This window comes from Candidatus Hydrogenedentota bacterium, from assembly GCA_035450225.1.
In the GTDB taxonomy this organism is placed as follows: Bacteria; Hydrogenedentota; Hydrogenedentia; order Hydrogenedentales; family SLHB01; genus DSVR01.
In genome coordinates, this window is sequence record DAOTMJ010000010.1 from 1 (window position 1) to 18,403 (window position 18,403).

At 61.2% G+C, this 18,403-nt stretch carries 11 protein-coding genes; 9 read left to right on the top strand and 2 right to left on the bottom strand.

Annotated features, from left to right (window positions below; translation table 11 throughout):
* Together P5540_07715 and arfB are read right to left on the bottom strand one after the other, a co-directional pair.
* The coding region (locus tag P5540_07715; protein ID HRT64702.1) for a carboxypeptidase M32 at positions 1-1,471 on the bottom strand (1,471 nt) is incomplete at its 3' end.
* 187 nt (positions 1,472-1,658) lie between these two features.
* Positions 1,659-2,084 carry an alternative ribosome rescue aminoacyl-tRNA hydrolase ArfB gene (arfB, locus tag P5540_07720; GenBank protein ID HRT64703.1) on the bottom strand — a complete coding sequence of 142 codons (426 nt, stop codon included), beginning with the start codon at positions 2,082-2,084 and terminating at the stop codon, positions 1,659-1,661.
* A gap of 153 nt (positions 2,085-2,237) precedes the next feature.
* On the opposite strand from arfB, the gene nadE reads away from it, so the two are divergent.
* The 9 genes from nadE (at position 2,238) to P5540_07765 (ending at position 18,387) form a co-directional block, all read left to right on the top strand.
* Positions 2,238-4,163, top strand: coding sequence for an NAD(+) synthase (nadE, locus tag P5540_07725; GenBank protein HRT64704.1), 1,926 nt, complete (start codon positions 2,238-2,240; stop codon positions 4,161-4,163).
* 13 nt (positions 4,164-4,176) lie between these two features.
* Complete coding sequence (locus tag P5540_07730; protein ID HRT64705.1) at positions 4,177-4,698, top strand: PaaI family thioesterase; 522 nt, start codon at positions 4,177-4,179, stop codon at positions 4,696-4,698.
* Positions 4,695-5,441, top strand: coding sequence for an amidohydrolase family protein (locus P5540_07735; protein ID HRT64706.1), 747 nt, complete (start codon positions 4,695-4,697; stop codon positions 5,439-5,441). The genes P5540_07730 and P5540_07735 overlap by 4 nt, the downstream gene beginning before the upstream one ends.
* A complete protein-coding gene (locus P5540_07740; GenBank protein HRT64707.1) occupies positions 5,434-6,201 on the top strand; it encodes an amidohydrolase family protein in 768 nt (255 codons plus the stop codon). The genes P5540_07735 and P5540_07740 overlap by 8 nt, the downstream gene beginning before the upstream one ends.
* On the top strand, positions 6,198-6,743 hold the full coding sequence (locus tag P5540_07745) for an NUDIX hydrolase (GenBank protein HRT64708.1): 546 nt from the start codon (positions 6,198-6,200) through the stop codon (positions 6,741-6,743). The genes P5540_07740 and P5540_07745 overlap by 4 nt, the downstream gene beginning before the upstream one ends.
* Positions 6,744-7,208: 465 nt before the next feature.
* Positions 7,209-14,693 (top strand): FG-GAP-like repeat-containing protein, encoded by a 7,485-nt coding sequence (locus P5540_07750; protein ID HRT64709.1) that lies wholly within the window; start codon positions 7,209-7,211, stop codon positions 14,691-14,693.
* Between the two features lie 36 nt (positions 14,694-14,729).
* The gene (locus P5540_07755) at positions 14,730-16,160 is read left to right on the top strand and encodes a hypothetical protein (protein HRT64710.1); all 1,431 of its coding nucleotides are present in this window, start codon (positions 14,730-14,732) and stop codon (positions 16,158-16,160) included.
* Positions 16,161-16,224: 64 nt separating this feature from the next.
* Positions 16,225-17,214, top strand: coding sequence for a protein phosphatase 2C domain-containing protein (locus P5540_07760; GenBank protein ID HRT64711.1), 990 nt, complete (start codon positions 16,225-16,227; stop codon positions 17,212-17,214).
* A 36-nt stretch (positions 17,215-17,250) separates the two neighbouring features.
* Positions 17,251-18,387, top strand: a complete 1,137-nt coding sequence (locus P5540_07765; protein ID HRT64712.1) for a 2-aminoethylphosphonate--pyruvate transaminase — start codon at positions 17,251-17,253, stop codon at positions 18,385-18,387.
* The last annotated feature ends 16 nt before the right edge of the window (positions 18,388-18,403 follow it).

The following is an 18,403-nucleotide window of genomic DNA, read 5'->3' on the forward strand; positions in this document are numbered from 1 at the left end:
TTTTCTCCAGGTAATTCAGAAACGGCCGGGGGGTTGGTTCCTGTCCGGTGATGTCACGCATCAGTTCAAGGGCGGTTTTACGCCGTCCATGGCGATGAACATGTTCGCGCAGCCATTCGCGCAATCCCATGAAACGTCCCGATTCGATATCCGTCCACAATGTCGGCAGTTCATCTTCAATAACTTCAAACATTTGCGCCGCATACAGATTGCCGAGCGCATAGGTTGGGAAATACCCGATCAATCCATGCGACCAATGGATGTCCTGCAAGCATCCGTGTGCATCGTCGGGAACGTCAAGTCCCAATAGTTGCTTGAAACGGGCGTTCCATGCCTCAGGAATGTCGCGCACAGCCATCCGGCCTTCAATCAATTCGACTTCCAATTCAAATCGCAGGATAATATGTAAATTATATGTGCATTCGTCTGAATCCGTGCGTATGAACGACGGCATGATTCGGGTTGTTTCACGATAAAGATCGTCAGCGGAAACACTGTCCAATTGGCCGGGAAAAAACGACCGGAATAGGGGCAGGCAATATCGCCAGAAGGGCAGACTGCGTCCGATCATGTTTTCCCACAACCGTGACTGGGATTCGTGAATACCCAGCGAGGCACCCTGCGCCAATGGCGTTCGGGCATCGTCCGGCGACAGTCCCTGATCGTAGAGGGCGTGGCCGCATTCATGAATTGAAGAAAAGAGGGCTGGCAAGGGATTGCGTGGATCGAGACGGGTTGTAATTCGCACGTCACGAATGCCCATGCTGGTCGTAAAAGGGTGAACGGAGCGGTCCTGCCGACCCGCTTGCCGGTCATAGCCCATGCCGTCAAGAACACGGAGTGTGAAATCCCACTGTTTTTGTTCATCCCAGATCTGTCTGATCCATGCGGGTTCGGCGGCCGAAGGGCCGTGAACCGCGAACCGGCGGAGAAGCCGGCTTTGGTGGTCCGCCAGTTCGGTGAAGAGTGTTTTCAACGGACGTGTCGTAATACCGCGCTCATAGTCTTCGAGATGGGCATCGTAGGGCGACTCGTTGTATCCCAAACAATCGGCCATGCGCCGCAACAATTCCAGCAGATGATCCAAATGGGGGGCAAACAGGGGAAAATCCGAATTTTTCCGTGCCGTGACCCATGCCTGAAATGCGTGGCTGCGTTCTTGGGCGAACGTTTCGATCAGATGGGCCGGAATTCGACGTTTGCGCTTGTAATCATAGAGGGCCACTTCAACCAGTTTTCTGTCATCGGGCGACAAGGCGGCCCGTTCGGCCCGCGCCAACAGACGTCCCATATCCGAGCAAGTCGTCATCCGGTGGGCCATGGCGGACAAGGTTGCAAGTTGTTGTCCCCGTTCGCCGGCGGTTTTCGGGGGCATGACGGTCTGTTCATCCCAGTCCATCAGTGCTATCGCCGCTTGGACATCCGCAATTTCCCCCAGCCGTTTCCGTAATGATTTCATGACGTCGCTCATGTCTAACTCCCTGGTTGAAATAAATCCATTTTGCCCAATGGGCGGTTCAGAGAGAAAAAACCGAGTGGATTGTAACGCGGTTGATCCATCGCTTTCAGCCGCAGGCAAATGATTCTCGAATACCCCGGGCAAATGCACAAAAGATCAATCCATTGGCCTGTTGCCACCTTTGAAATTGGAAAAGACATCAATCGCGATGATCGGTTATCGCGGCGCGCATTTTTTTCGTTTCGCCGCGCTGTCGCTTTTCATTCATGCGCCGCTGCCGGGCGGCCTTGGTGGGCTTTGTCTTTTTTCGGGGCTTGGGGGGCCGGGCCGCCGCCGCGATCAATCGAACCAGCCGATCGACGGCGTCGAACCGGTTTTGTTCCTGTGTGCGATGGCGGCGCGCTTCGATTATGATAAGCCCCGCCTCGGTGGCCCGTTTTCCGGCAAGGCCGAGAAGACGCCTCCGAACATGCGGCGGAAGCGAGGGACTGGCTTTCGCGTCGAATCGAAGTTGAACGGCCGTTGCGACCTTGTTGACGTTCTGGCCGCCCGGCCCCGATGCGCGAATGAAGGAAAACGCCAGTTCCTTCTCGTCGAGAACGATATCGGGCGCAATCGAAATCATGAAAGAAGTGTATTGAAATGCCGGATCGAAAGCGAAACGGCTTAGCGCGCATCGCGGGGGGCATGCGCGTTATAATGGCGCAATGAGGACAGAACGCATGGACTGCGCAAGACGAACCGGCAGGCGCCGGCGAGCCCCGCGGGAGAAAACAACATGAGACTGGTGCGTATTGGCGTCGGGTCCGTTTCGGTGAAGGTAGGCGATTTCGTGGAAAACGGCTGCCGGCTGGCGGCGGTGGTCGGCGAGGCGCGCCGGCGCGGCGTTCACCTGCTGGTGTTGCCGGAATTGGCCATCTCGGGGTACAGTCTGGGCGACCGGATTTGGTGGCCGGACGTGGCGCGCCGGAGTTGGTACGCGCTGGGGACTCTCGCGAAAGAATGCAGCGGCATAGACGTGTTTGTCGGATTGCCGGTTCGCAAGGACGCGATGGTATACAACGCGATGGCGCTGATTCACGACGGGCGGGTCCGGGGCATGATCCTGAAGAAATTCCTGCCGACGTACAGCATATTCTATGAGGGCCGCAATTGGGCGCCGTGGATGGAAGGCGTCACGGAGATCAACGGTGTTCCCGCGGGCGACCTTGTTTTCCGGCTGCCGTATGGTATGGTCAGCGGCGAAATCTGCGAGGATCTGTGGTCGGCGAATTCGCCCGCACAGACCCGCGCGATGGCCGGAGCCGAGATCATCTGCAACAGCAGCGCATCGCCGTTCACGCCGGGCAAGAACGAGCAGCGCCGGAGGCTGGTTCGCAATGCGGCGGAAAATCTCGCGTGCGTGTACGCCTACGCGAACCTGCTGGGTTGTGACAGCAGCCGTCTGGTATTCGATGGCGGCGGATTCGTGGCTTCGCCGGACCGTCTGGTCGTCGAGGGGCCGGCGTTGTCGAAGGCGGCGTGGACGCTGGCGGACGGCATCGTTGACTTGGATGCCGTGGACCGGGCGCGCGCGGAGAATTCGACATGGCGGCAGGCCGTTGTCTTCGGCAAGGGAACAAACGGCACGGCGATTGTTGATGTCTCGCAGGGATCCTTCGAACCGGCGCCGCTGGCGGATTACGCGGCCGGCATGCCGCGCAGTTTCTTCGACGCCGAACCGCAACCGGCAGGTGCTTCACCGGAGCAGTATCTCGACGAACTGTTCGATGCGCTGGTACTGGGACTGCGCGATTATTTCGAGAAGGTCGGCGTTTTTCAGCGATTTCTGGTGGCGTTGTCCGGTGGACGCGACAGCGCGCTGTGTCTCTTGATGGCCGTCCATGCGGCCAAGGCGCTGAAGGAGGGCCGCGAAGCGGATCAATATGCCGAACGCATTCGCGCCGTCTACCTTCCCAACAAGGCATACAGCAGCAGCGCCACCGAACAAGCCGCGCGGTCGCTTGCGGAGGAATTGGGCGTGCCGTTCCAGGTTGTGTCCATCGAGGACGAGGTCGAGGTGGCCATGAAGAAGGCCGCCGAACTTGCCGGAGGCGCGGACCGGATCACGCCGCTCGCCCAACAAAACCTTCAGGCGCGCGTACGCGGCAGCATGATGCTGAACTGGGCGAACAGTGTCGGCGGATTGCTGCTGGTCACGTCGAATCTCAGCGAGGCGGCGGTCGGCTACACCACGACGGGCGGCGACAACCAGGGCGGCTATTCGCCGATCGCCAACGTGCCCAAGACGGTCATCAGCCGTCTGCTCGAATACCTCGCGCGCCGCGACGGCATTCAATCGCTCAGACAGGTGCTCGATATTCCGCCAAGCGCCGAACTCGCGCCCGATCAGCGCGACGAGGACGATCTCATGCCGTATGTCGTGCTCGACGATCTCCTGTATCTTTTCGCGAAACGGCGCATGACGCTCGTGGATTGCTGGCGCGTGCTTTGCCACCGGTATGCGGAGCATGGCGCGGAGCAACTGCGCGCGTGGACGATGGATTTCGGCAAGCGGTTCGTGTACAACCAGTGGAAGCGCGATCAGCATCCCGTCACGATGAAAGTGATGGACCTCGATCTCGATCCGAAGACGGGTTTCCGGTTCCCCGTCACGCAAAGCATCCAACAGGAACTCGACGATCTCATGCAGGCGTCGTTGTAATGCCAGGAGTCCGATGGACGGAACCAACCATCGAAAGTATCTGCCCAATTCGCATCCCTGTTTCGTCTGCGGCGAAGCGAACCATGCGGGATTGCAAGTCCGGTTTTACGTCGAGGACGACGAAGTACGCGCGCGCTGGAACGCCCGCGAACATCATTGCGGCTACGAGCATACCGTGCACGGCGGCGTGATCGCGGCCCTGCTCGACGAGTGCATGGCATGGGCCGCCGCGCGCGCCATCACGCGATCGTGCGTGACCGGCGAACTCACCGTGCGTTATCTCCGGCCCGTACCCGATTCGCAAGACTTGACTGCACGCGCCAAAGCGGAAAAGGTCTCGCGCCGGCTCGTTGTCGTCAGCGGATGGCTGGCCGGTGACGATGGCGTCGAATATGCGCGCGCAACCGGCAAGTTCCTGCCGTTGTCCGCCGAGGAGACATTGCTGGTTGACGACAACCTCATCTACCGCGGCGGCGAGGAGCGTCTTTTCGACGAACTCCGCGCCCAAGTTCGGGGGAGCGCAACGCGAACGTGATCATAGACTGTCATGTACACATCCTGAACGCGGAAGACTCGCATTTGCGGGAACTAATCGCTGCCGCCGATCGTTGCGGGATAGACAAACTGTGCATTACGTCGCTCGGACGGACGTGGGCCGAGTTTCCCCCGGTACAAGACCTCGAAGACGCCGCCTCGGATATCGCGGACGCGTGCGCAAACTATCCCGAACGATTTATCGGCGGTGTCTATGTGAGCGCGGAGCATGTCGAGGCGTCGTTGACGTTGTTGCGGCGGCATCTCGTGCCGGGCGGCTGCCGGTTCGTGAAACTGTGGGTGTCTCAATTCGCGGACGATCCCCGGCTGGATCCGATTGCCGAATGCTGCATCGAACGCAACGCGCCGATCCTCGCGCATGCCTGGATCAAGGCGACCGGCAACATGGCCAAGGAATCTACGTGCCATCATGTCGTCCATCTTGCGAGGCGCTTTCCGGACCTTCGCATCTGGCTCGCACACGCGAGCGGGCGATGGGAAGAGGCCGCTCGCATCGTGTGCGGCGCGCCGAACGTCGGCATGGACATTTCAGGCGGCGAACCGGAAGACGGCATCGTGCAGTCGTTGCTGAAACACATCGGACCGGATCGCCTTTTTTTCGGTTCGGATGCGCCGGGACGCAACATGGCTGTACAAATGAGCAAGGTTCACTCCGCGGGGTTGGGTGAACACGAACAGGCGATGATCCTCGGTGAAAACGTGAGGCGCTGGCTCGATGTTTGATGTCAACGTGAAGATCGGGCATTGGCCTTACCGTCCCGTGAGAGACGGCGACGCCGTATTGGCGGCCTTGATGGCAATGGGCGTCCAAACCGCCGCCGTTTCGTCGCTCGACGCGGTCCACTACCTGAATCCGCAAGACGGCAACGACGCCTTGGCCGCGTTTTTGGCGGATCGCCCGGATAGCGGGATCCGGATTGTTCCCTTGGCTGTTATGCGCCCCGGTTTTTCAGGCTGGCAGGATGATTTGCGGCGGTGTATTGACGAATACGGCATGCGAGGCATCCTCCTGCATCCCAATTATCACGAATACACGCTGGAAGATACGGAAGTCGCGCCGATACTGGACGAGGCGGCCCGGCGCGGTCTGCCGGTTTTTGTGCAGATGTCCATGGAAGATGTACGCCGGCAATTTCGTCCGTACAAGACCCAGGACGTACCTCCGGAAGCGGTTGGGGCATTTGCACGCGCATGGCCGGATGTCAATATCGTGGCGCTCGGTCTCAAATTCGGCCAGCCGGAAGCCGTAGGCGAGCCATGGCCGGAAAACCTGTACTTCGACATCTCGAACTACGAACACTTGGGCGAACTTGAACACGCCGTCGCGCGTTTCGGCGCGGGCCGCCTCCTCTACGGATCGAACATGCCGATGTTCAACCCGCGCGCCAACGCCGATAAACTCCGTTGTGCCGCGCTCGATGAGGCGGACCACGACGCGATTGCGTTCCGAAACGCCGAACGGATCCTTGGGAGCCTTCCATGAACACCGCAGGCTACACCTATCCCTATCCACGCCCCATGGTCACGGTTGACGCCGTCGTGTTTACCGTGATCGAAGACTCGTTGGCGGTCCTGTTGATCAAGCGAGGGCGCCCCCCGTTTCTGGGCATGTGGGCGCTGCCCGGCGGCTTTCTCGACATGGACGAGGAACTCGAAGCGGCCGCGGCGCGCGAACTCGCCGAAGAAACCGGCCTAAAGGGGATTCGTCTTGAACAGTTCCACACCTTCGGCGATGTCGGGCGCGACCCGCGTGGACGGGTGATTACCATCGCCTACGTGGGATTGGCCGATTATCGGCAACGGGCGCCGAAGGCCGGCGACGACGCCGCGGATGCCCGTTGGATGCTCGTGCGCGATCTGCCCAAACTGTCCGCCGATCACAACCTTGTCGTCGAAACGGCCGTCCGATGGTTGGGGCTCCGTCTTGCCGCCCTGGGAGACTCGTTCGATCTCGCGCCGGACACTCTTTCGCCAAAAATACTTCGCCATGCCATTCTTCCCTTTATCCAATCTTGGGCGCGCTGACTTTCACTTCTATCCACCCTGTCTGCGTTGTCCATTTCGTTCCTCGCCGCTGTCCCCGTTTTTTCGGTGGTCAAATCCCCGGAAATATGGTACACTGCAAGTAGTGAAATTCCGGGAAGTCGCGGTCGTCGGAATTAACGTATAAGGCAAATTGGGTGTATCGGGGCGACTTTCAGGGGATCTAATTGCTTTGACGCGTTGAAATGTTGACGCGCGCCTTTTTAGCGAAAATCGGGTCTTGTCGATCCTTGGCATCGTTGCCGAAGCGTTCCGCGGGAGTCCGAAACCGACAAGCCAGTGGGAGGGAAGCAAATGAGGGTCGCGCGCAATTCATACCTTGTCATGGCCGCTGTTCTTTTTCCTGTGTTCGCATCGGGTGGAGAATTTGCGGCATCCGGGACGCTGGAACAGTCATCCTGGTTCGGGACAGTCCAGGCGAATTTGGCAAAGGCCGAATATAACGCCGTGAGACTGGAAAAATCGGCCGGATTGTCCGCCGCGAACCGGGCGCAGAATCTGCGGGCGGAGTTCCGTCCGGAAGGGATTCGGGTCGTCGAGCGCGGGGACGCGGCCAAGGCCGGCGCCTCCGGGTGGACCTTCGAATGGCGGTTCACGGGTTATGGCCGGTCCGGCCAGATGATTCCCGTCGAACCCGCCGTACCGAATGCCAACGGCAACCGGGTCGAATACGGGCGTCCGGAAATCGTCGAGTGGTATGTCAACGACGAACGGGGCGTCGAACAGGGGTTTACCGTCTTGGAACGTCCGGACGGCGAAGGTCTTCTTTGCATCGAGGGGCTACTTTCCGATGGTTTGGAAGCTGTGTCGCACGGAAAAGACGGCGGTATCGCGTTCAAGGACGGCAACGGACGGACGGTGTTGCGTTATTCGCATGCCGTGGCCTGGGACGCGGACGGCAAGGCGCTGCCTGTCAATATTGTGCTGCTTACCGACACGCTGAGTCTCGTAGTGGATGATGCCGGGGCACGGTATCCCATCGAGATAGATCCGATGATTGGCGGAACCGCCATGGCGGACGTGACGGTAACCGGCAATCAATCGGGCGCGGAGCTGGGATGGAGCGTGGCCAGCGGGGGAGACATCAACGGCGACGGGTACGAAGACATCATTGCCTCTTCCCGCTTCTACGATCACGGTGAAACGAACGAGGGCGCCGTGTTTGTTTTCTTGGGTTCCAAAGACGGCGTAACCGCAAAAAAACCGGACGATGCCTTCTTGAAGATCGAATCCAATCAAACCGGATCGTGGCTCGGAACCGTGGTCGCGGGCGCGGGCGACGTCAATGGCGACGGATATGACGATATTATCGCTTCAGCCATCAACTACGACGATGGAGTCACCGCCGAGGATGAATGCGTCTATGTTTTTCTGGGCCGTACCACGGGTCCGCCGGGATGGCTGAACCTCAATGACGCTTGGGCAAAATTCAAATCCGATCAACCCCAGTCGTATTTTGGCGCCGCCATCGCGGGTTTGGGCGACGTGAACGGCGATGGCCGCGCTGAAATTGCCATCGGCGCGTCGAACTACAACCTCGGGGTGCCGACCGAAGGAGCCGTCTTTGTCATCTCCGGGTTGAATGTGCAGCCCGCGGGATGGGAAGATCCCGCGACCAGTTCCTACACTTGGGTGAAATTCCAGGGAGGCGCGGGGGGCGGGGGAGGAGGAGGCTATCTCGGCAATTATGTCGCCGCGGCCGGCGATGTGAATGCGGATGGATACGCCGACGCGATTTTCAGCGCCTTCTACGAGACGCATGGGGCCGCGTATGACGATGTATCCGAAGGCGCCGCCTACATCATGGCGGGAGGGCCGACGGCGCCCTCGGGATGGCAAGACCCGGATACCTCCACGCTGACCTGGGCCAAGATAGAATCCAATCAATACAGCGCCAGGCTCGGCGTATGCGCGGCGAGCGCGGGCGACGTGAACGGCGACGGGTATGCCGACGTGATTGTTGCCGGATATTTGTACGACGAACCGGGCCATGAAGCCGACAACAAAGGCGCCGCCCTGGTCTTTCTTGGAAGCGCGGCCCCGCCGTTGGGAACGCCGGCGGGATCCCGTTGGCTCAATCCGTCCGACGCCAATGCCATACTGTACAGCGATCAGCCGAACATAGGCGTGACTCAGGTTAGGGGCGTCGGCGATCTCAATGGTGACGGATACTCCGATGTGGCATGGGGTTCCTCGTTCTATCCGGTAACCAGCGCCGGCATTGACGGGGTTGTCTATGTTTTTCCCGGATCGAAGAACGGAATCATGGGTTCATACGTTCAGGATGCCGCGTTGAAACTCTACTCGGAACAGCCGGCAACCGTCTTTGGAGGGGCGTTCTGTTCACAAACCGATGTGAATGGAGACGGTTTTGCCGACTTGATCGCCGGGGAACAGGCTTATACGCGCGCCTACGGCACGGAAGGCGGCGTCCACGTCTTTTACGGTCCAATTACCCAAATGCAGGGCAGCGACCTGTCGGAGGCGGCAGCCATTCTCGAAGGAACCCAACCACAGTCGAAACTCGGCTTGGCGGTCGCGGGCGCGGGCGACGTGAACGGCGACGGCTATGCGGATGTGGTCGTGGGCGCGCCGCTGTATGATTACGGTTCGAGCGATGTAGGCGCGGCCTTTCTCTATCTCGGTTCCGCGAACGGCCTGAGCCTGACGCCGGCCTCCGCCCTTTACGGAGACAGTTCGAATCCAAGCGGCGCCTTCGGCGAAGGGGTTGCGGGCGCGGGAGACGTGAATGGCGACGGCTATGCGGATGTCATTGTCGGCAATCAAGGTTACGCAGGCCACGGGGCGGCGTTCTTGTTCCTTGGATCATCCTCGGGTTTGGTGGGCACGGGACCGGCAGCGGCGGCCTCCAAGGTCGAATCCGATCAGGTCAATTCGCAATTTGGAAGATCGGTCGCGGGAGCGGGCGATGTCAATGGGGACGGTTATGCGGACGTCATCGTCGGCGCGGGTTACTATGATTTTGCCACGTTGGGCGGGGCGGCGTTCGTGTTTCTGGGAGGGCCCGGAGGTCTCATCGGAAGCGGTCCAGGCACGGCGCAGGCCAAGTTGACCGCCGAGTGCAGCAGTTCGTGGTTTGGGGAAAGCGTGTCGGGCGCCGGGGATGTCAACGGCGACGGTTACGCGGATGTCGTCGTCGGCGCGGCCACGTATGGCGGCGTCGGACGCTTGAAGCGATGGGAAGGCGGCGCTTTCGTGTTCTTGGGATCGGCCAACGGCGTCATCGGAACCGGCCCATCGAACGGACATGCTTTGATCGAAACCGATCATCCCTTTTCCGACGATCAGAACGAGTGGTGGCTCTTTGGAAAGTGTGTATCGGGCATTGGCGATGTGAATGGCGATGGTTACGGGGATATTGCCGTCGCGGCGCCTACTTACGAAGGGCAGAAATATCGCGAGGGCGCGGTGTTCGTGTTTCACGGATCGGCGAGGGGTATTTCGGCGCGTACCATTGCCGACGCGAACGCTATAATTACCGGAAACCTGACCGGAAGCCAATTCGGCCAATCCCTCTCGGGAGCAAGGGATGTCAACGGCGACGGTTTTGATGATCTTCTCGCGGGAACCACCAATTACCGGGGCGGCGCGGCCTTTGTGTTTGCGGGATCGCGCAATGGCGTGGTTGGAACCACGCCGGCCGACGCCGCCGGCAGCCTGTTCGCCAATCCGGGCTACAACGTATATCCGGGATTCGGATATGACGTGGCCGGTGTGGGCGACGTGAACGGAGACGGTCATGCCGATCTACTGGTCGGCGCAAACAACTACCCAGGCCCCGTTGGCGGAGACAATCCCGGCGGAACAATGCTTTACTATGGCGCCTCGGAAGGCTTCAATGTCAATCTGCGCTTGACGCGCGCGGACAGCACGCCCATCGGTTCCCCCGGAGTGGACATCGGTTCGGACGGTGTGAAACTGTTCATGCAGTGCAAGAGTCCAGCGGGCCGGTCGAAAGTGAAGTTGCAGTGGGAGATCAAGCCTTACGGCACGCCATTCGACGGCACGGGTCTCGGTGAATCGAGCGCGTGGCAGGACACGCTGACGGGCTACACCTTCACAGAGACTGTAACGGGTTTCCCGCTGGCGAACGGTTTCCACTGCCGCATGCGCGCGCTGTACGCGCCGGTGCTGGGCCCGGTTCCCGGCCAGTCGGCGCACGGCCCGTGGTTCCGCCCGCAATGGGTGACGCCGGGTCCGTCGGACTTCCGGACCTCGGCGTATCAGCCGCCGACGACGCCCGGCCTGTCTTGGACGGGCGCGCCGTACGACACGACGGAAGACCTTGTTTGCGCCCTGACATCGGAGTCGGTTTCGCCCGGCACGCCGTCGCGGACAATAGAATCCTACCGGTTTGTGTGGGACAACGGGACGGGGACGATTATCGAGCATGTCTTGCCGGTTCCCGTGGCGTCGGACACGATTTCCGCCTCCAATACGGCCAAGGGCGAGACGTGGTCCTGCTTCGTGCAGGCGTACGACGGCGTCATGTACACGACAAATCCCGGCCATGTGAGCACAACGATCGCCAACGGCCTTCCGGGCGCGCCGTCGCTGAATTATCCGGCGGTCCAAAGCGATTCGGCGAATCTGGTGTGCCGGATCAGCGACGTAAGCGGCGACCCGGACGGCGATCCGCTCCAGTTCCGCTTCCAATGGTGGGTGAAGCGCAGCGGCGAATCGTCGTTCACGGCGCTGCCGCCGTCGCCGCCGTCGTCGGCGATTTCCAGCCAGATCAACAACAGCGAGACGCAGGTGGGCGACGTGTGGCGCGTGGTGGTGACGGCCTACGACGGCATGGATTACGGCACGCCGTCGCCGGCGCTGGACTGCACGATCGTGCTAGGCGGCGTCGAGATGTCGTTCATCCTGTTGGGAACGAACGTCCCGTCAATTACGCTGGGCCAGCCGATTACGGCTAACGGCCAGATCTTCCCGATGCCGTCGGGTTCGGGCACGGTGACGTTCCGGAGCATCACGCCGTCGGGCGTCGCATCCGACGTGTTTCCGGAAGGCGTGGTGTTCAGCAACGGCGGGTACACCCGCACCTTCCATCCGACGGAAGCGAGCCAGGGCCGCAATCCGTGGACGATCACCTCGGCGTGGCCGGGCGACGCGACGTACCGCAGCGCGACCAGCACGGACGTGACCTTCGAGGTGCTCAAGGCGCTCCCGACGCTGGCGGTGTCGGCGAACGCGTCGTCGGTGCCGCTGGGCTATGCAGATGTGGATGTGACGGTGACGTTCGTGACGGGCTTCCCGACGGAATTGGCCGGCCTTGTCGCGAACCGCGCGGTCCGGCTGAACGCGAAAAAACCGGACGGCTCCTCGGCGGCGACCCTGACGGGCGTGACGGACTCGACGGGCAAGGCGGTGTTCGACGCGTGGGAACTGGACATGCCGGGCACTTGGCAGTTCCGCGCGGATTTCCAGGGCGACAACGATTTCCTGCCGGCGGCCTCGACGCCCTACGACGAACCGGAGACGGTCCGCGTGACGGTGAAGGACCGGGCGGGATACGCCGTAATCGTGGTGGGCAAGTACAACGCGGCGGGCGAGGGCCGTCCGGAACACGCCAAGACCGGCGATGGCGTCTATCGCGTGCTTCGCGACCGGGGCATCGCGCCGGAAGACATCTACTATTTCCGGGAAGGCCCGGCCCAGCCCGCGCCGGATATCCTGGTGTCGGACACGACGCCGACGAAGGCGGAGGTCGCCACGGCGATCACGGGCTGGGCGGCATCGAAGATGCTGTCGCGCGCGGCGCCGTTGTATATCGTGTTCGTGGACCACGGCAGCGTGAACAAATTCTATGTGTATTCGGGCGCATACGACGAGACGTGGTATCTGTCGCCGTTGGATCTGAACGGCTGGATGAACACGCTGGAGACGGCGCTCGCGGGCCATGATGCGCTGAACGAGGCGCGGGTGGTGGTGTACGGCGGATGCCATTCGGGGAGTTTCATCCCGGTGGTGTCGAAGCCGGGCCGGGTGATCGTGGCCAGCGCGAAGTCGGGCCAGGTGTCGCACCGGGGCGTGATGGACCCGGCGGACAATATCCGGGACGGCGAGGCGTTCACGACGGAGTTCTTCCGGAAACTGCGGGACGGCAAGACGCTGCGCGAGGCGTTCGAGACGGCCAGCGGGAAAATGTCCGAGTACACGGCGAACGCGACGAGCGGCGCGGGCGCGTCAACGGTGCAGAAGCCGGTGTACGACGACAACGGCGACGGGGAAGGGACGAGCGGCGCGTTGTCCCCGCTTCCCGGCCTTGACGGGGCGATGGGCCATGTGCTGACGCTGGGCTACGGCGTGAACGACACGGGCAACGCGGGCTGGATCAACGTAACGCCGACGGTGACGCTGGATTCGGGCGAGTCGCTGGGCGGCTTGGAAGCATACTGCGACAAGCGCCCGGCAACGGGCTGCACGGCGTGGGTAGAAGTGAAGACGCCGGCGTATACAGGCAGTACGCCGGTCGAGGATGAGACGCCGATCGAAGATCGGGCGCAGGAAGTGCAGTTGGCGCGTTTCGACGCGGATGCGGGGACGAGCGACCTGCTGAACGGGATCTTCCGCTGGCCGGGGAGCCTTTTCGGCACGACGTTCCAAAACGCGGGGACGTACAAGGTGTTCTACTTCGTGAAGGATGGCGAGACGGGCGCGGTGAGCACGCACCTGCTGACGACCGTGTACCGCCGGCTGGGAGGAAATGAGCCGCCGCCCGCGCCGGAACTGGTGCTTCCGGAGAACGTGTCCATCATGCACACCCCGCTCTTGTTCTTGTGGAACGCCGTGACGGATCCAGACGGCGTGACATACCGGATCGAGGTGGACGAGGACGGGGATTTCGGTTCGGGCGCGATTATTCGCGACAACCTCGAATCGTCATACATCGTGCTGGGGCCGGACGACGGGATCCTCGATTTACGCACCTACTATTGGCGGGTGTACGCGGTGGACGGTTTCGGGGCGCGTTCGGCGGACGGGGCGGTGTGGAATTTCACCGTCGAGAATGTGAACCCCGAAACGCCCGGCACGCTGATGGTTAAAATCCGCGATACCCGCGGCAATCCGGTTTCCGATGCGACGGTTCAGGTGGCCGGCCAGGCTGAGCCGGCCAAATCGAATACGCCGGGAAATTACTATAAGAGTTTGGGCCCGAGCGTCTACAGCGTTCAAATCGCGAAGACGGGCTACGCTCCCGTCGAGTTGGTCAATGTGGGCATCACGAGCGGCAATATTACGGAACGGACGGTGGAACTGCTCTCCAACGAATGGAACGAGTGGGCGTCGCAACCGCGTTCGCACAAGGGCTACACGGGGACGAATTACACGTTTTCCGTGACACCCGCGTGCGGTCCGGGTCTGCTGACGTTCCAATGGAAATGGGACGACGGTGTCAATCACCTGCCGCTGGACGGCCCAACCACGCAGACGTGGACGTTGACCAATTTGACAGTGGCGAACAACGGCGAATACTGGTGCGTGGCGACCTACGAGGGTACGCCGCACGAGAGTGCGCATGCCATGCTCGAAGTGGCCGACCATCTGGAGATTGCGGCGCATCCGGCGGGCGGTACGGTGAACGCAGGCGAATCGTTTGCGTTCAGCGTCCAGACGACGGGCGGATTTCCGCCGTTGCATTACGAGTGGCGCAAGAACGGCCAGATATTGCCCGGCGCGCCCAACGCGAACACCCTGGAAATCCCGTATATGTCGCCGTCCGACGCGGGGACATACACCGTGATCGTGAACGATTCCAACGGCGATGTTCGCACGTCCAATGCGGCCAATCTGACGGTTTCCGGCGGCGAAACGCTGCCCGTCGCGGGCGGATGGGCGCTGCTGGCGCTGGTTTCGTTCCTTGCGGTTGCCGGCGTGAAGGCGTCGGGCAGAGGAAAAAAATAGTTTGGCGGGATCAAACGAATGAGAGGAGCAACGGCCATGAGTTGTCCATTGACGCGGCGCCAGTTTCTGGGTACGACGGCGGCGGGAAGCATCCTGCTTGCGGCTCAACCGGGAGTTTCGTCTTCCTTGGGCGCAAGCGAGGAAGGTTGGCCCGAAATGCCGCCGGTGAGGATCCACAAGGTTTTCGTGGGGCGAACGGGCGATATCTATATGTCGCGACCGACCGAGGAAATCGGCAAACTCAACGAATATCTGGCCGGGGTCGAGAAAAAAATCGGCGGGATCCAGTTTACCGGTGGTGATTTGATTCCGCCCGCCGAGGCGGCGTCCGTTCTTGCGAACATTTCCGGCGCCGACGGGGTGATGCTGTTTCATCTCAGCGGTCACGGCGGCGGTTCTCCCGGGGAAGCGATGGATCAGATCGTGAACATGGACATTCAGACAGCCGTTTTTTCGCAGCCGTTCAGCGGGCACGGGTGGATGTACTTCCCGCGTTGGCAGAAGGCCGGCAAGAAGGTGGTCCTGCTTCCCACAAGCGATTGGAGCGAACTGGATCGCGTGGCGGGGCTGATGCGCGTCGCGCCCCGGTTGCGCCAGACGAAGATCCTGGTGGTGCGCGGCCCGATGGGCACAGCTCCCGCCTGTTCAGCCGAGCAGGTCAAGGCGCGTTGGGGAATCGAGATGGTGCCCATAAGCGTAGAGGAAACGCTCGAGGCGCATCGCTCCATCGATCTCGCCGCCGCCGAAGCCGAGGCCGAACGATACTGGATGGGCTGCGCCAAACAGATTGTCGAACCCACGCGGGACGAGATCGTAAACGCGTCCCGGTTTTATCTTGCCCTGAAAAAACTGATGCTGGACCACGGCGCCCGGGCCGTGACCAGCTCGAATTGCATGGGCGAGCCCGCCAAGGGGTGTTTCGCCTTCAGCAAACTCAACGATCTGGGACTCGTGGGCACGTGCGAAGGCGACATGGATTCGACCCTGACGATGCTGATGTTCCAGTATGCTTTCGATGTGCCCGGATTCGTCAGCGATCCCGTGTTCGACACGGCCCGGAACGCCCTTATCCATTTTCATTGCACCTGCGCCACGAAGATGGATGGATGCAGGGGCGAGCGATTGCCGTTCAGCATCCGCACGCAGACCGACAGCGGGCGCGGCGTGGCGCTGGACGTCGAGATGCGCGTCGGCCAGCCGGTCACCTGCGGAAAGTTCATCAATCTTGACACCATGCTGATCTCGACCGGGAAGATTACCGAAGTCACCCACGATGCGCTTGCGTGCCGCACCCAATTCGTCACGGAAGTACCCGATGCCCGGAAAATGTTCCTGAACTGGGGCGGCGGAGTGCTCGAGGGCGACGTCATGACGCTCCTGCATCGCGTAGTGTGCTATGGCGATCGCCTCCAGAGCATGCGGGATCTGGGTTCTTTGATGGGATTTCGCGTCGTCGAGGAAGCGTGACCCTTTGTGACTCGTGCAGCCCCCCTCTTGGCGCGGGCGGTGAACGATCGGACGGATCCGCCGGATGCGGCGGATCGCATTCTGTTTGCGCGAGCGCGGGGGGGTCTGTTATTTTCCCAATCAGGACAACGTGGGATCGGTTATGCGCATTGACATTGCAGCCCAGTCCGATGTCGGACGGCACAAGCGAAACAACGAGGATTTTTACGGGGTCTTCCGTGAAGACACGCCCGGTTTGCGTTTGTTCAAGGAAGGCGCGCTACTGTGCGTGGCGGACGGACTGGGGGGCCACGTAGGCGGCGAGATCGCAAGCAAATTGGCCGTGTCGCTGTTGAAGGACACATTGCAGTTGGATCCGCCGGATCCCGATGAAACAGCGGACGAGACCAAGGATTCGCCCTATTTGGAAGTGCTCCGCGGTGGCATCCGAAAGGCCAACGACAGCATCCATGCCACCAATAAGGAATTGGTGCGCGGGAGCCGTCCGATGGGTACGACGTTGCTGGCGGCGCTGGTCGAACCCAAGAAGGTGCATATCGCCAACGTGGGCGATTCGCGCTGCTACCACATCCGGGACGGCGAAATCCTGGCCAAGACCGAAGACCATTCATGGGTGGACGAACAGGTCAAACTCGGGTTGATGTCGCGCGCCGAGGCCGAATCCGACCGGCGCCGCAACATCGTCACCCGGTGCATCGGCACGCATCCCGAAGTCGAAATTGATTCCTACATTTGGCACGTGGTGCCCGGCGATGTCCTCATGTTGTGCAGCGACGGTCTAATCAACATGGTCAAGGAATCCGAAATCAAGGAGGAATTCCGCCGCGGCGGATCCTCGGCCGACATAGCCCACCGCCTGATCGACCGCGCCAATGAGAACGGCGGCAAGGACAACATTACCGTTATCGTCGCGCGAATTAGTCCCACGGTGGGCCAGCGATTCAAGGCGTTTTTCCGCAGCCACGGCATGAAACTGCTTTGGTCGCTGGCGACGCTGGCGTTCGGCGCGGCCTGCTTCGCCGCCGGGTATTGGCTGCGCGGCGTTAAATTCTGAATGAATGGCCGTTTTGGCTCTCATGGAGTCTGTTCGATGAATCATCCGCTTGCCGGCTGGAAAGACAAGATTCTGTTTACACCGGGTCCGCTGACCACCAGCCGGACGGTCAAACAGGCCATGCTGCGCGATTTGGGATCGCGCGACTTCGAGTTCATCGCAACGGTCCGCGCCATCCGGGAACGGCTGGTCGCTTTGGCCGGCGCAAAACCGGGCGAATACGAGGCGATACCCTTGCAGGGCAGTGGGACCTATGCCGTCGAGGCCGTCTTGACCTCGACCGTACCCCACGACGGCAAGGTGCTGGTCGTCATCAACGGCGCCTATGGACAGCGGATGGTTCGAATCTGCGCCGTGGCCGGCGTGGCGTGTTGCTCCATCGAATTTTCCGAAGATACCGTGCCGGACTTGCATCGCGTGGAGCAGACGCTTTCCGGGGATCCCGCCATCACCCATCTGGCCATTGTGCATTGCGAAACGACCACGGGCATCATGAACCCAATCCGGCAGGCCGGCGAGTTGGCCCACCGGTACGGCAAGCGCTATTTCGTGGATGCGATGAGCAGTTTCGGCGCTGTGCCGATCGACGCGCCCGCATGCGAAATAGACTATCTTGTGTCCTCCGCGAACAAGTGCATCGAGGGCGTGCCGGGTTTTGGATTCGTGATTGCGCGGCGGAAGAGCCTGCTCGAAACCGAGGGCTGTGCGCGAAGCCTGAGCCTCGATCTCCTGAACCAGTGGCGCGGTCTCGAAGCCAACGGACAGTTTCGGTTCACCCCGCCCACGCATGCCCTGCTCGCCTTCCATCAGGCGCTGGCCGAACTGGAGGCGGAGGGCGGCGTGACCGGGCGTGCGGCGCGGTATGCCGCCAACCACCGCGCGCTGATCGAAGGCATGCGCGCGATGGGATTCGAGGAGTATCTCGCGCCCGAACTGCAAGGCCCCATCATTACCTCGTTTCGCTATCCGAAACACCCCAATTTCACCTTCGAGGAATTCTACCGGAGGCTGAACGAGCGCGACTACGTGATTTATCCGGGAAAAGTCAGCAACGCCGACTGTTTCCGCATCGGCCACATCGGCCGCATCTTCGAAGCCGACATCCGCGCCCTGTTGGCCGCCATCCGCGAAACCATGGCGGACATGGGGATCGAATTGCCCTTGGGAAAATAAATAGGAAAAGAGGGAC